We start from the raw sequence: 13784 nt of genomic DNA on the forward strand, positions 1-13784 counted from the left end.
TCCCACAGGTTTGGATAGGAGGGGTGTGGACCTCATGCTGGCACACAAATCAAGAACAATCAATCACGCTTGCTTGTTTTGTTTTGAGCGATTAATGTGACCTGTATCTCCAAGCGGTCGGGGCCTGCCCGACGCGAACGACGACGACGTGAGAGGGACATCGATGGCCGAAAACACCGACGAGCTCCAACAGTTCCGTGCAAGCGTGCGAGCCTTCTGCGACAGGGAGATCGTGCCATATATGGACGAATGGGAACGGGCGGGCGCCTTCGACGCCCACGAACTGTTCCCGAAGGTCGCGGCCCAGGGCTACCTCGGGCTCGGCCATTCCGTCGAGAACGGCGGCGAGGATGCGCCGATGGAGTACCAGATGATCTTCGGTGAGGAGCTCGGGCGGGCGAACACCGCGGGCATCTCGATGGCGATCAACGTGCAGATGCACATGGCCACCCCGTCATTGGGCCGCTTCGGCTCCGCCGAGCTCAAGGAGAAGTACCTGCGTCCGGCGATCAACGGTGAGATGGTGGCCGCGATCGCGGTGACCGAACCGGGAGCCGGCTCTGATGTCGCAACTCTGGGCACGAAGGCCTACCGCGACGGGGACGACTGGGTGATCTCCGGATCGAAGATCTTCATCACCAACGGCGTGCAGGCCGACTGGTTCTGCATGCTCGTGCGCACCTCCGACGAGGGCGGCTACCGGGGGATGTCGCAGATCATCGTGCCCGCCGGCCTGCCCGGCTTCGAGGTAGCGCGCAAGCTCGACAAGCTCGGCAACCGGTCGTCGGACACCGTCGAACTCCGGCTGGAGAATGTGCGGGTCCCGGTGTCGAATACGATCGGTGAGATCGGGCGCGGATTCCAGCAGCAGATGCAGCAGTTCGTCATCGAACGCCTCTCCGCCTGCTTCACCGCCGTCGGCGCCAGCGAATGGGCGCTGGAGAAGACGCGCGAATACATGAAGACGCGTGAGGCCTTCGGCGCACCGCTGGCCTCCAGGCAGTACCCAGTGTTCAAACTCACCGAGCTCTCCGCCGATGTCGAGATGATGCGCGCGCTCAACGAACGCATGTGCCGTCTCTACAACGCAGGTGAGGACATCACCCGCGAGGCCACCGTCGGCAAGCTCTTCGCCGGTCGACTCATCCGCAATGTTGCGGACACCGCCCTGCAGTTCCACGGCGGACTGGGCTATATGGAGGAGAACTGGACCGCCCGCTTCCTCCGCGACGCACGACTGTCCTCGATCGGCGGAGGCGCCGACGAGGTCATGCTCCAGGTCCTCGCCCGCCTCGACGGCTTCAAAATTTGAAGTCTGAAGCACCGCAGCACTCATAACCAGCAGCCGCCCGGCTGCGCACCGATCTCCCCAAAGAAGAGGATGTCATGAGACCAGAAACAGCTGCCATCGATCCCATTGATCTCAATCTTGCCCGAAGGAACACCGTCGGCGATGCGCTGACCCGATCCGCCGAGAAACACCCGAACAAAATCGCCGTCGTCGACGGTGACCGCCGGTTCACCTATGCCCAGCTCGAGCACGACGCCGAGGCGGTCGCCCGCGGTCTCATCGACCAGCCCGATGCGCCCGCCCAGGGTGAGCCGATCGCCGTCATCGTCGCCAACGCCTACGAATTCCTGCCTGTGTACTTCGGCATCGCGAAGTCCGGACGAGTGGTGCTGCCGATCAACTATGCGCTGACGCCGGACGACATCGCCTGGATCCTCAACGACGCCGAGGCGCGGACCGTCGTCGTCGACGACGCCATGCTGCCGCTGCTCGATGCGGCCATCGCCGCAGGAGCGAAGGTCTCCACGGTTGTTGTCCGGGATACCGGCGCCACCGCCTCGGCGGGGGAGGACGAAAAGCCCAGTGCCGCCTCGGCGAGGGGATCAGACGGGGGATATCGGACGCTGGTCCTCACCGATCTGCTGGCCACACCGGTCGAGGCCGAACTGCGGCTCATCATCTCCAGCGACGATGTCGTGCAGTGCCTCTACACGTCGGGGACTACGGCCCGGCCGAAGGGCGCGCTGGCCACGCACAGCGCGATCGTCACCGGGGTGATGTCGAACGCGATCCTCATCGGTGCAGGTTGGGGTGAGAACCCCGGGACCATGCTCGTGTGCCTGCCCCTGTTCCACGTCACCGGACTCAACACTCTGGCCAAGCCCGTGCTCTTCATGGGCGGCACCCTCGTCGTTCAGCACGGTTTCGACCCGGTCAGAGTGCTCGACGCGATGGAGCAGGAGAAGGTCACGGTCTTCACGGGTCTGCCGATGATGTGGGCGGCCCTCGTTGCCGAACAGCAACGCAGCGCCAGGGACCTGTCCTCGATCGAGACGGCGATGTATGCGATGGCGCAGATGCCCGAACGCGTGCTCGCGGGCATGGACGAGATGATGCCGAATGCACGGAAGGTCCTCGGCTCGGGGCAGACCGAGGTCGTTCCAGCCACGACGTTCCAGCGGGCGGAGCACCGGCACGGGAAGAACGCGTCGTGGGGAGTGCCGTCGCCGACGGTGCGCACCCGCATCATGGACCTCGACGGCAATCTGCTGCCACCCGGCGAGATCGGCGAGATCGTCTACCGCGGGCCGCATGTCACAGCAGGCTATTGGAATCGTCCCGATGCCAACACCGACGCGTTCCGTCACGGATGGTTCCACTCCGGAGACATCGGCTACATGGACGACGAGGGCGTCGTATGGTTCACCGACCGGACGAAGGACATCATCAAGACCGGAGGGGAGAACGTGTCCTCGATGAAGGTCGAACGCATCGTCGCCGATGCCCCTGGTGTTGTCGAATGCAGCGTCATCGGCACGCAGCATGCGCACTGGGGCGAGGCCGTGACCGCGGTCGTCCTCAGCGACAAGGTGCCCTCTGCCGACGAATCCACACCGGAGGAGCGGCAGGCCATCGCCGCCGAGGTGGAAGCGGGGATTCTCGCCTTTGCCCGGGAGCGACTCTCCAGGCTGGAGGCCCCGAAGCGGGTCGAGTTCGTCGACGCCCTGCCGAAGACCTCGACGGGCAAGATCCGCAAGAACATCCTGCGCGATCAGTTCTGAGGTTTGTGACGGCTCAGGCTCTGCGTTCGGCTTTCGACGGCGCAGTCGCTTTCTTCGCGGCAGCCTGAGCCTGCGCCCAGTCGTCCTCGGACATCGCCGTCAGTGACGCGAAGGTGGCCGGCTCCGCGTACATCTGTGCTCCGTCGATGGAGATGGTCTGGCCGGTCAGGTAGTCGGCGGCATCGGAGATGAGGAAGAGGACGAGGTTCGTCAGTTCGCTCATCTTTCCCGGTCTGCCCATCGGCATCCCGGCTTCGCTGCTGAGCGCATCGGCGGGGCTGTCTGCTCCGAGGACCTGCCAGGTGAAGTCGGTTGGGAACGGGCCGGGCGCCACGGCGTTGAGACGGATGTTGTGCTTGGCCCATTGGACGGACAGTGACTTCGTCATCGCATCCACTGCGGCCTTCGACATCGCCGAGGGCACCACATAGGCCGAACCTGTCCACACCCAGGACGCCAGTGTCGAGAGCACCGTGCCGGGCAGTCCGGATGCGATCCAGCGGCGATCGGCGGCGTGGGTGGTGAAGTAGCTGCCGTCCATCACTGTCGATGCGATTGCCTCGTAGCCGTCGGGGCTGATCGACTCTGCTGGGGCGATGAAGTTTGCGGCCGTGTTGTTGATCAGCCCGGTGAGTGGGCCATGGTCGTTCCACAGATGCTCCATAGCAGAGTCGACCGAGTCGGCCTCGCGGATGTTGACCGTCTGATAGTGGACACGGTCGGGTGCTGTCGCGTGGATCCGTTCCTGGGTCTCGGCGAGCGCTGATTCGCGGCGGCCCCACAGGTGCACCTCGGCGCCGTGTTCGGCGAGGTGGAGTGCCATTTCGGCGCCGAGTCCGGACCCGCCGCCGGTGATGAGGATGCGTTTGCCCTCAAGGGTGTCCTCACGGAAAGGGGAGTGGTACGTGGTCATCTGTGGTCTCCGATCGGCTGTGCCCGTTCGTCCGGTTGTCACCAGCCTAGGATCGCCTCCAGAGAAAAGCATTCACGATTGATTGTTTAGTTGGGCTGTGACACTCTTGACCCCATACGCCCGGCAGAACCGGCCTGAACTGGTTCGCTTAATTCTCGATCCGGAGGTACGCAATGGAGATATCGTCCGCATTGGCCATGCTCGAACAGGAATCGGGGGAGCTCGACGCTGTCCTTGCCGATCTCGACCCCGAGAAGTGGAGTCTTCAGACGCCGTCACCGGGCTGGTCGATCGCCGATCAGGTCGCTCATCTGCACTGGACCGACCTCGTCTCCGTGCAGACCGCGACGAAGGATCCCGCCTTCGACGCACTGGTCAAAGAGGTCGCCGCGGGTGACAGTTCAGATTTCATCGACACCGAGGCGCGGAAGATCGCCGCCCAGCCGGCCGAGGTCCTCCTCGCGGAGTGGCGGGACGGGCGGACGCGTCTCAGCGATGCGCTCGCCGCAGCCGATCCGGCGGAGAAGATCGCGTGGTTCGGTCCGCCGATGCGGCCGATGACGATGATCACCGCGCGCATCATGGAGACCTGGGCGCATGGCCTCGACGTCTTCGACACTCTCGGTCTCGCGAAGCCGGCCGGTCCTGCCCTGGCCGCGGTCGCTCGGATCGGCGATCGTACCCGCGGATTCTCCTTCGTCAGCAATGGTCTCGACGCCCCGAGGGAGGAGGTTCGGGTGGAGCTGAGCCTGCCCGACGGGCAGATTGAATTCGGTCCCGCCGAGGCGGCCAACCGGGTCACAGGCTCCGCGTGGGGATTCGCCGCCGTCGTCACCCAGCGCCGCCATCTCGACGATGTCGATCTCACTGCGGTCGGTCCCGTCTCCGAGCAGTGGATGAGCATCGCTCAGGCCTTCGCCGGGCCGCCGACGAAGGGGCCTTCGGCAGGAGAGCGCGCGACCGGAACGGAGAATTGAGACCGTGAACCGCTACGACCAACGCGTCGCCGACGACGAGGAACTCGGAGCACTGCGCGAGACGACGAAGCGCTTCGTCGACCGCGACGTCCTGCCCACTCAAGACGAATGGGAAGAAGCTGGTGAGCTGCCGCGTTCGCTGCACCGCACGGCTGCCGAACTCGGCCTGTTGGGTGCCCCCTTCCCCGAGGAAGTCGGAGGCGGCAGCGGCGGGCAACGGGCCAATGTCGCCATCACCGAGGCGGCCCATGAAGCCGGGATGTCGGGAGGCGTCTTTGCCTCGCTGTTCACGTGTGGGATCGCTCTGCCGCATCTCATCCACGCCGGGTCGCAGAAACTCATCGACACATATGTGCGCCCGACTATCGACGGAGAGCTCATCGGGTCATTGGGCATCACAGAGCCCAGTGGCGGTTCAGATGTCGGGGGTTTGCGGACCACAGCCGAACGTGACGGTGAGAACTTCGTCATCAATGGGGCGAAGACGTTCATCACGTCGGGCGCACGGGCAGATTTCGTTGTCACTGCGGTGCGCACGGGAGGACGCGGGGCGAAGGGAATCTCGCTCATCGTCGTCCCGACCGAGACCCCGGGGTTCAGCGTGAGCCGCAAGCTGTCGAAGATGGGCTGGAATGCCTCGGATACCGCTGAGCTGCATTATGACGACGTGCGAGTGCCTGCCGAGAACCTCATCGGGGAGGTCGATGCCGGCTTCGCGTACATCTCTCACGCCTTCGTCGCCGAGCGACTCGTCCTGGCCGCACAAGCCTATTCCGGAGCGCAGCGGGCCCTTGATCTCTCCGCGCAGTGGTGCCGGGACCGGGAGACATTCGGCGAGCCGCTCATCTCGCGACTGACTGTGCAGGCCACGCTGACGGACATGGCACGTCGCATCGACGTCGCCCGGGAGTACACGAGGCGGACCGCGCTGCGATGGGACGAAGCCCAGGCGGGACAGTCATCTTCCAGCTGCGGAGACACGGGGTTGGATCTCGTGGCCACAGCATGCTTTGCGAAGAACACCTCCGTCGAGACCGCCGAATGGGCGGTCAGCCAGGCCGTGCAGCTCTTCGGCGGGATGGGGTACATCTCCGAGTCGGAGGTCGAGCGGATCTATCGGGATACGAGGATCCTCGGCATCGGCGGAGGGACTTCTGAGATATTGACGACCCTGGCCGGAAAACTGCTCGGCTATACCTCCTGAATCACTGATTCGGGATATGCCTAGGATGGATGACTATGACCACATCGCTTTCGTCAGCAGAGCAACGGACTGCCAATATGCCCAAACAGGATCGGAGTCGGGCGACACGCGACCGGATCCTGCGCTCGACGATCAGCTGTCTGGCTGAGTTCGGGTGGCATGGCACGACGACGACGCTGGTCGCCGAGCGGACCGGGATCAGCCGGGGCGCTCTGCAGCATCATTTCCCCAAGCGGGAAGATCTCTTCCTCACGGCCATCGACTTCATCTTCGATGAGCAGAAGCAGGAGGGGGTTCTCGGGGTCGATGCGGCTCCGACGAAGGGCGATGATTTCGACTTCATCGTCGAGAAGGTTCTTGAGTACTACGCGTCCGACGTGTTCAAGGCGGCTCTGCAGATCTGGTCGGTGGGCGCTTCCGAGCCGACTCTCAAGGAGCGGATCCGGCCGTTGGAGAACAAGTTCGCACGCGGGATCTACGATCAGACGGTGACGTTCCTCAATGCAGATGTCTCCGATGAGCGGACTCACCGTTTCATCCAGACGACGCTCGACCTCGCACGCGGTCTGGGACTTGCGGATCTGCTCAGCGACGACTCGGCTCGGCGGAAGAGGATTGCGAAGTTCTGGGCCGGAGAGATGCGCTCGATCAAGCAGCTCGACTCAGACGAGTAGACGAGCGCTCACTTCCGAGCTTGTGAGTGGTACTCCGTGTTGGGGACGAAGCCGAGCGCGCTGGAGATCCGGTTGGTCATGTTGAACATGCCGATGACCTGGACGGCTTCCATGATCTCGTGATCGTCCAGGCCGGCATCGCGCATCGGCTGGAGGTCGTCTTCTTCGACTGTTTCCGGAGCCTTCGTCAGCAGATCGGCGTATTCGGCGATGGCACGCTGACGTTCGCTGAGGTCGGCTTGGCGCCAGTTGATCGCGACGAGGTTCGCGGTGACCGGGTCTTGGGAGAATTCGCGGAGGACTGCTCCGTGGGAGACGGCGCAGTAGGTGCATCCGTTGATGCCGCTGACGACGACGCCGATCATCTCGCGTTCGGCATTGCTGAGGTAGCCGTCCTTGTTGACCAACAGGTTGAAGTACTTCCACCAGGCGAGGAACTGGTCGCTGTTGAGTGCCTGGGTGCGGAAGACGTTGGGAACGAAGCCCATCGCTTCTTCTGATTTGTCCCACAGCTTCGTGACGGCTTCGGGGACGTCATCACGGTCAGGGACGGGCAGGAACGAGATCTTCTGTTCTTCACTCATATTCGCAGGCTAACGCACCTTGACCCGAACACGAGCCCTGAATCACAGTGAGGGATTGATCTTCACGAAAGGGCCGCCTCGGCGAGGGAAGACGAAGCTGTGCGGGTGCTGTTCAGGCTGAACGTCTGAACAGCACCCGTCGGCAATGCGTCACGCCGCCTGGGAGCGCATCTTTCGTCACCTGGTGTATTCGATCAGGCTGTACCAGTACGCGGGGTTCTTTCCGATTTTGTGATAATTACAATGCTCCTTGATCTTAACTTTGTATCCTTTGGCGACGTAATTCCCAAAGGACGCCGCGGTACCGCCCATGCAGTGTGCTTGACTCGGATAAGTCATTCCATAGCTGGCGGCCTGCGCCGGCGACGCCGCTAGGACTGTCCCTGAGGCGAGCCCGATCGCCAGGGCAGCGGATACGACTGCTTTCTTAATCCTCATGTGTTTCCTCCTGAACCGTGATGTGTCATCTGACGGAACTACGCTATTGGGAGACAATCCTTGATATGTTGCGGGCATGTGCCGACATTGCTTCTTGCCGTGACTGCAGACGAGATCTCGGTGTGCGATTCGAAGAAATGGCGAGACGCCTGAGGGGCCGCTCGTCTGAGTCCGCCTCGGCGAGGAGAGACAAAACACCACGGGTGCCGACGTCCTCACGGTGAGGATATCGGCACCCGTGGTGGCTGTGGGGCGGGCGCAGGTCAGCTCACGCCGACCTTTTCGCCTTCAGCGGGGCGAACCGCCTCGGCGCTGGTCGACGCACCATGCGCAACCGGTTCGAGCGAGAGCTCATCGAACGGGTTGTCACCCGACAGGGTGGCGCGGGCCTGGTCCATGTCGATCTCGTTCGTCCACTTGCCGATGAGCAGGGTAGCCACTGCATTGCCGGTGAAGTTCGTCAGCGCACGGCACTCGGACATGAACTTGTCGATGCCGACGATGACGCCCGCCTGTCTCAGCGTGCCTCGGTGCTCGGGGTGAACATGCGCACGATCTCGCGTTTGAGGATCTTGCCGCTGGGCCCTTTGGGAAGTTCGTCGAGGAACTCGATGATCCGCGGGATCTTATAGGCGGCGAGATTCTCCCGGCAGAACCGCTCGACCTCATCGGCGTCGAGGTCGGAACCTGGAGTGCGGGCGATGACAGCGGTGACCTGCTGACCATACTTCTCATCCGGAGTGCCTACGACGCTGACCTGATCGACCTCGGGGATCTCATAGATGACCTCCTCGACCTCGCGCGGGTAGACGTTGTATCCGCCGTGGATGATGAGGTCCTTGATACGGTCGACGATGAAGAGATACCCGTCCTCATCCACCCGGCCGAGGTCGCCCGTGCGGAACCAGCCCTCGGCATCGAGGACCTCGGCGGTGGCCTCGGGTTTCTTCCAATAGCCGGCCATGACCGCGGGCCCACGCAGCAGCACCTCACCCACCTCATCGGCAGGCAGCTCATCGCCGCTGGTGGGGTCGACGGTCTTGACCTCGAACCCGGGCACCGGCGGACCGACACTCGTGGGCTTCCTTGTCCCATGCAGCGGATTGAACGTACCCAGCCCGGACGTCTCCGTGAGCCCGTAGCCCTCCGCCAGCGGCGCCGTGAAGCGATCCTCGACTCGACGGACCACCTCCGCGGCGATCGAGGCGCCACCCGAGCTGATGATGCGCAGGTCCGGTGCGTCGCCCTCGGGGGCCTTCGCCAGCACCGACATCCACATCGTCGGAACGCCGGAGACGATGGTCGTCTCATCCTCGGAGAGCGAATCGATGAAGGCCTGCGGATCCCAACGGGGGAAAAGGGTCACCGGCGCACCGGCACTCATCGCCGGCAGGGTGACGGCCGCCAGACCGAACACGTGGAAGAGCGGCAGGCCGGTCGCGGACCGGTCGGAGGGCGTGGCCTCGATCATCTCCCGGACGATATCGCTCGCCGAAATGAGATTGCCCAAGGTCAGCATCGTCCCCTTCGGCTTGCCCGTCGTGCCCGAGGTGTAGAGGAGCGCGACGACGTCGTCCCACGCGAAATCGGCACGATCGACGGTGACATCGGACTCAGCACCCACCTCGGCGCGGGGGCCCTCATCGCCGACGACGGGCAGGGTGCGGAACTCGACGTCATGCTGTGCGGCCGCAGCCTTCCCCGCCTCGGCCGAGGCTGGATGAGCCACGAGTACGCGGGCTTCGGAATCGGTGAGGATGTAGTCGAGCTCCCTGACCGTCGAGAGCGGATTGACGGCGACGACCACCAACCCGGCAGCGTGCGCACCGAAGAACTCGATGAGGAACTCCGGGCAGCTGGGCGCAATGAGCACGATCCGATCGCCGGTGCGGACATCCGCAGTGAGGTAGCGGTCACGCGCAGCACCGATTTCGCCGAGGAGGCGCACCTTCGACAGCGTCACCCGATCTGGTCCCGGCGGCGTGGCCGCTGCGACGGACTCCGGGTCCTTCTCCGCCCAAGGGGTGAGCAGATCGATGATCGATGTGCGCGAATTCGTGGTCATGAAACTCCTTCGGATCACGACGTGGACGGGCCCGCGCGGGGCTCGACAGCAATATGTGGATGCTGAAATACTTGAAACTGAGTACAGGTTCAACTATAGGTCGGCCGCGTTTCGGACACAACGGGGTGCGCCGGAGAGGAAGAGGACTATGGAGATCGAGGGACGCACTGCCGTCGTCACCGGGGCCGCATCAGGAATCGGGGCGGCACTGGCCAGGGCACTGCATGAGCGTGGAGCCCGGGTGCTGCTTGCCGACCTCGCCGAGGCGGTCACGGACAGTGCGGCGCAACTGGGTCAGCCGCACTGGATCGGGGACGCCTCCACGGCGGCCGGGGTCGACGATCTGCTGGCCGCTGCGAGCCGGGAACTCGGCGACGTCGATCTCTACTTCGCCAATGCCGGGATTGCCGGAGCCCCCGGAATCGGCGGCGAACACGACTGGGACCGCATCCTCGATGTCAACCTGCGGGCGCACATCCGCGCCGCCGAACGGCTCGTACCCCGGTGGCAGACCCGCGGGGAAGGATATTTCGTGGCCAGCGCCTCGGCGGCGGGACTGCTCACACAGATCGGCCAGGCCGGCTACTCGGTGACCAAGCACGCCGCGCTCGCCTTCGCCGAATGGCTGTCGGTGACCTACGGCGACGAGGGAGTGGGCGTATCCGTGCTCGCCCCGATGGGAGTGAACACCAAGATCCTATGGGGAGAAGACCCCAGTTCCATGACCGCAGAGCAACTCGCCGCCCAACGTGCCGTATCCGAGGCCGGCACCGTTCTCGAGCCGGCGGACGTCGCCAAGGCTGTCATGGCCGCCGTCGAAGCCGAGACCTTCCTCATTCTGCCCCATCCTGAGGTCCTCGACATGCACCGAATGAAGGGCTCGGACTACGATCGGTGGATCCGCGGGATGCGCCGCTACCAGGCAAAGCTGCGTGACAGCGGCGCTGCGAGCTGAGCTGACTGCGCGGGTTGGGCCGACTATGCAGGATGGACCTCGACGGCCTCCGCGCGAAGATGCTCACCTGGTACTGCCGTCGGAGACTGCCTGACGGACTTCGGGTTCGTCTCCTTCAGTGCCAGCGTTGACACGACGGTGATCAGGGCCATCGCACACACGAACAGCGTGATCCCCAGCGTCGATCCGTCCATCTTCGCGATCAGCCACGTCATGACGATGGGCGTCGAGCCCGACACGACGATCGCGCTGAGCTGATAGGCCAGAGAGACCGCGGAGAAGCGGATCTGCGGGGCGAACAATTCGCCGAAGTACGCGGCGATCGGGGCGTAGATGAGTGACTGGAACACGCTGGCCACGCTGATCGAGACCGCGAAGAGCGCCGTGAGGCTTGGTTCTGTTCCGCCTTGAAGTGACCCATCACACACGGCTAGTCTCGGAATAGTGAATCTGAACTCAATTTCAAATACGATGATGATTCGGGTTTCACGGACCGCGCGTGACCCGTCTCACCCACCGAAAGGCAGACAATGACGACTCCCATCAGGCCCACGACCATCGCCGACCTTGAATCGCTCGTCGGTGAGGAACTCGGTCCGACCAGCTGGCACACGCTGATCCAGGACGACATCAACTCATTCGCCGACCTGACGAACGACCACCAGTGGATCCACGTCGATGAGGAACGTGCTGCCGCTGGTCCCTTCCGCGGCACGATCGGTCATGGACTGTTCACCCTGTCGCTGGGGCCGGGGTTCATGGAGGAGCTCATGGCGTTCGACGGATTCGCGCACAGTCTCAACTACGGCTACGGCAAGGTGCGATTCCCGCAGCCTCGACCAGTGGGTTCAAAGGTGCGCATGCGGGCGACGGTCTCAGCTGTCGATGCACGCGGCACCGGGTCCGCACAGGTGACCACCACTCAGATCTTCGAAGCCGAGGGGATCGAGAAGCCGATCTGCGTCGCCGAATCGATCGGCTACTTCACCGAACACGACGCAGACATCTGAACAAGGGAGTTTCCATGGACATGTCGACACTGTTTGCGCTGAGAGGGCGCAGTGCGCTGATCACCGGCGGCTCGCGCGGAATCGGCCGGATGATCGCCGAGGGATTCGTGCAGTCGGGCGTGCGCGTCTACATCACCGCCCGCAAGTCCGAGGCCTGTGACGCGACCGCCGCCGAACTGTCCGAACAGGGGGCCTGCGTGTCCCTGCCCGGAGACATTTCGACGAAAGAGGGACTCGCCTCGGTGGTGGCCCGGCTCCGTGAGCACGAGACGAGTCTGGACATCCTCGTCAACAACGCCGGTGCCGCCTGGGGTGCGCCGTTCGACGAGTTCCCGGAGGACGGGTGGGACAAGGTCATGGACCTCAACCTCAAGGCGATGTTCTTCCTCACGCAGGCACTCGCGCCCGACCTGCGGGCCGCCGCGACCTCCGGGAGCCACCTCGCCAAGGTCATCAACGTCGCCTCCATCGACGGTATCCGACCCAATCCGCTTGAGACCTACAGCTACCACGCGTCCAAGGCCGGGGTGATCCACCTGACCAAACGCTTGGCCTCCCGGCTGGCCCCGGACGGAGTGATCGTCAGCGGCATCGCTCCCGGGGCCTTCGGCACGAAGATGAACAAGGACGCTCGCGACCACGGCGACGAGGTGAAGACGAAGATCCCGGCAGGACGAATCGGCACCAGTGAGGACATGGCCGGAGTCGCGGCCTACCTCGCCTCTCGGGCCGGCGACTACGTCGTGGGAGAGACGATCGCCGTCGACGGCGGTGTCGTCGCCTCGTCTCGTCTCTGACGTCCCCGACGACCGCCCTGACAGCATCACCCACGTGGCGAACCCAAACGAAAGGACCCCCGACCATCATGAGAGCAATGCAGCTGAGAGCCACCGACGGCCCCGGCTCCCTCGAACTGCGCGACGTCGAGACTCCGACACCCGGGCCTGGCGAGGTCCTCATCGACGTCGCCTATGCCGGCGTGACCTTCCCCGAACTGCTCCAATCTCGCGGGCAGTACCAGATGCAGCCGCCGCTGCCCTACACAGTGGGGTCGGAAATCGCCGGAGCCGTGCGTGAGCTGGGCGAAGGCGTCACCGGTCTCAGCGTCGGCGACCGCGTCGTCGGGGTGGCGAATACGGGGGCCTACGCGGAGTCCATCGTCGTCCCGGCCGCCAGCGTCCTCCCGCTTCCGGAGTCCGTATCGCTGACCGCAGGAGCAGGAATGCCGATGAACCTCCTGACCGCGGACTTCGCGCTGCGCGTGCGCGGGAGACTCGAACCGGGTCAGACGGTCCTCGTCCACGGCGCCGCAGGCGGACTCGGCAGCGCCCTCGTCCAGGTCGCCCGCGCCTACGGCGGAGAAGTCGTGGGCGTGGTCTCGACGGAGGAGAAGGCGGAGACGGTGCGCAGCCTCGGCGCTTCTCATGTGGTCTTGGCCGAAAGGTTCAAAGACACGGTCAAGGACCTGCTCCCTGGCGGTGTCGACCTCGTCGCCGACCCGGTCGGCGGTGACCGGTTCACCGATTCCCTGCGCACACTGAAGACCTTCGGCACTCTTCTGGTCCTCGGATTCACCGCAGGATCCATCCCCGAAGTCAAGGTCAACCGTCTGCTGTTGAACAACATCTCCGTGGCCGGAGTGGGGTGGGGCGCGGCACTGGCCGGACGACCGGGGATGGTCGCCACCCAGTGGGACACGCTGTGGCCGCATCTGAGTTCAGGGGCACTCGATCCCGTCATTCACAGCGTGCTCCCGTTGGAAAGGGCGCAGGAGGCCCTCGAGCTCATCGACTCCCGATCCGTGCGCGGCAAGGTCGTCCTCGAAGTCAGAGGAGAGACCGGCGGCGCCGGTGCCCATGATCACCAGAGCTGACACCGCATACACCCCCTCA

General features: G+C 64.2%; 13 protein-coding genes and 1 pseudogene. 9 read left to right on the plus strand and 5 right to left on the minus strand.

The genetic code is table 11. The features are described 5' to 3' along the window. Positions 1-163 precede the first annotated feature (163 nt). Positions 164-1312, plus strand: coding sequence for an acyl-CoA dehydrogenase family protein (locus LJ362_RS02250; RefSeq protein ID WP_264800552.1), 1149 nt, complete (start codon positions 164-166; stop codon positions 1310-1312). A gap of 74 nt (positions 1313-1386) precedes the next feature. Next, positions 1387-3072 carry an AMP-binding protein gene (locus LJ362_RS02255; RefSeq protein WP_264800553.1) on the plus strand — a complete coding sequence of 562 codons (1686 nt, stop codon included), beginning with the start codon at positions 1387-1389 and terminating at the stop codon, positions 3070-3072. Between the two features lie 13 nt (positions 3073-3085). On the opposite strand, the gene LJ362_RS02260 is transcribed toward LJ362_RS02255, so the two are convergent. Beyond that, positions 3086-3985, minus strand: coding sequence for an SDR family oxidoreductase (locus LJ362_RS02260; RefSeq protein ID WP_264800554.1), 900 nt, complete (start codon positions 3983-3985; stop codon positions 3086-3088). Positions 3986-4158: 173 nt separating this feature from the next. Here LJ362_RS02260 and LJ362_RS02265 point away from each other — a divergent pair, with 173 nt between their 5' ends. From LJ362_RS02265 to LJ362_RS02275, 3 genes are read left to right on the plus strand one after another with little or no spacing between them, the layout of a single operon-like run. Beyond that, complete coding sequence (locus LJ362_RS02265; protein ID WP_264800555.1) at positions 4159-4962, plus strand: TIGR03084 family metal-binding protein; 804 nt, start codon at positions 4159-4161, stop codon at positions 4960-4962. A gap of 4 nt (positions 4963-4966) precedes the next feature. Next, on the plus strand, positions 4967-6166 hold the full coding sequence (locus LJ362_RS02270; protein WP_264800556.1) for an acyl-CoA dehydrogenase family protein: 1200 nt from the start codon (positions 4967-4969) through the stop codon (positions 6164-6166). Positions 6167-6201: 35 nt separating this feature from the next. Further along, complete coding sequence (locus tag LJ362_RS02275; protein WP_062860745.1) at positions 6202-6840, plus strand: TetR/AcrR family transcriptional regulator; 639 nt, start codon at positions 6202-6204, stop codon at positions 6838-6840. An 8-nt stretch (positions 6841-6848) separates the two neighbouring features. Here LJ362_RS02275 and LJ362_RS02280 read toward each other — a convergent pair whose 3' ends face one another. The 3 genes and pseudogenes from LJ362_RS02280 to LJ362_RS02290 all read right to left on the minus strand — a co-directional run bounded on the left by LJ362_RS02280 (position 6849) and on the right by LJ362_RS02290 (position 9927). Continuing rightward, entirely contained in the window at positions 6849-7424 is a 576-nt protein-coding gene (locus LJ362_RS02280; RefSeq protein ID WP_264800558.1) for a peroxidase-related enzyme, read from the minus strand. Positions 7425-8125: 701 nt separating this feature from the next. Then, positions 8126-8371, minus strand: a pseudogene (locus LJ362_RS02285) (C4-dicarboxylate transporter DctA); the annotation flags it as partial. A gap of 8 nt (positions 8372-8379) precedes the next feature. Beyond that, positions 8380-9927 (minus strand): AMP-binding protein, encoded by a 1548-nt coding sequence (locus LJ362_RS02290; protein WP_264800559.1) that lies wholly within the window; start codon positions 9925-9927, stop codon positions 8380-8382. Between the two features lie 148 nt (positions 9928-10075). On the opposite strand from LJ362_RS02290, the gene LJ362_RS02295 reads away from it, so the two are divergent. After that, a complete protein-coding gene (locus tag LJ362_RS02295; RefSeq protein WP_264800560.1) occupies positions 10076-10882 on the plus strand; it encodes an SDR family oxidoreductase in 807 nt (268 codons plus the stop codon). Positions 10883-10905: 23 nt separating this feature from the next. Here the strand turns inward: LJ362_RS02295 and LJ362_RS02300 are convergent, their stop codons facing one another. Then, entirely contained in the window at positions 10906-11232 is a 327-nt protein-coding gene (locus LJ362_RS02300) for a hypothetical protein (protein WP_264800561.1), read from the minus strand. Between the two features lie 180 nt (positions 11233-11412). Between LJ362_RS02300 and LJ362_RS02305 the strand changes: the two genes are divergently transcribed. The 3 genes from LJ362_RS02305 to LJ362_RS02315 all read left to right on the plus strand — a co-directional run bounded on the left by LJ362_RS02305 (position 11413) and on the right by LJ362_RS02315 (position 13765). After that, a complete protein-coding gene (locus tag LJ362_RS02305; RefSeq protein WP_264800562.1) occupies positions 11413-11892 on the plus strand; it encodes a MaoC family dehydratase in 480 nt (159 codons plus the stop codon). Positions 11893-11906: 14 nt separating this feature from the next. Continuing rightward, complete coding sequence (locus LJ362_RS02310) at positions 11907-12689, plus strand: SDR family oxidoreductase (protein ID WP_264800563.1); 783 nt, start codon at positions 11907-11909, stop codon at positions 12687-12689. 68 nt (positions 12690-12757) lie between these two features. Beyond that, positions 12758-13765: an NADPH:quinone oxidoreductase family protein gene (locus tag LJ362_RS02315; protein WP_264800564.1), complete on the plus strand. Its 1008-nt coding sequence runs from the start codon at positions 12758-12760 to the stop codon at positions 13763-13765. Positions 13766-13784: the final 19 nt, after the last annotated feature.

The sequence above is a fragment of the Brevibacterium sp. JSBI002 genome (genome assembly GCF_026013965.1).
In the GTDB taxonomy this organism is placed as follows: Bacteria; Actinomycetota; Actinomycetes; order Actinomycetales; family Brevibacteriaceae; genus Brevibacterium.

What these genes read in the sequence shown, in the direction of transcription:
- LJ362_RS02315 (WP_264800564.1), top strand. Translation starts at nt 12,758, where the DNA reads ATGAGAGCAATGCAGCTGAGAGCCACCGACGGCCCCGGCTCCCTCGAA.
- LJ362_RS02275 (WP_062860745.1), top strand. Translation starts at nt 6,202, where the DNA reads ATGACCACATCGCTTTCGTCAGCAGAGCAACGGACTGCCAATATGCCC.
- LJ362_RS02290 (WP_264800559.1), bottom strand. Translation starts at nt 9,927, where the DNA reads ATGACCACGAATTCGCGCACATCGATCATCGATCTGCTCACCCCTTGG.
- LJ362_RS02260 (WP_264800554.1), bottom strand. Translation starts at nt 3,985, where the DNA reads ATGACCACGTACCACTCCCCTTTCCGTGAGGACACCCTTGAGGGCAAA.
- LJ362_RS02295 (WP_264800560.1), top strand. Translation starts at nt 10,076, where the DNA reads ATGGAGATCGAGGGACGCACTGCCGTCGTCACCGGGGCCGCATCAGGA.
- LJ362_RS02280 (WP_264800558.1), bottom strand. Translation starts at nt 7,424, where the DNA reads ATGAGTGAAGAACAGAAGATCTCGTTCCTGCCCGTCCCTGACCGTGAT.
- LJ362_RS02255 (WP_264800553.1), top strand. Translation starts at nt 1,387, where the DNA reads ATGAGACCAGAAACAGCTGCCATCGATCCCATTGATCTCAATCTTGCC.
- LJ362_RS02265 (WP_264800555.1), top strand. Translation starts at nt 4,159, where the DNA reads ATGGAGATATCGTCCGCATTGGCCATGCTCGAACAGGAATCGGGGGAG.
- LJ362_RS02305 (WP_264800562.1), top strand. Translation starts at nt 11,413, where the DNA reads ATGACGACTCCCATCAGGCCCACGACCATCGCCGACCTTGAATCGCTC.
- LJ362_RS02250 (WP_264800552.1), top strand. Translation starts at nt 164, where the DNA reads ATGGCCGAAAACACCGACGAGCTCCAACAGTTCCGTGCAAGCGTGCGA.
- LJ362_RS02310 (WP_264800563.1), top strand. Translation starts at nt 11,907, where the DNA reads ATGGACATGTCGACACTGTTTGCGCTGAGAGGGCGCAGTGCGCTGATC.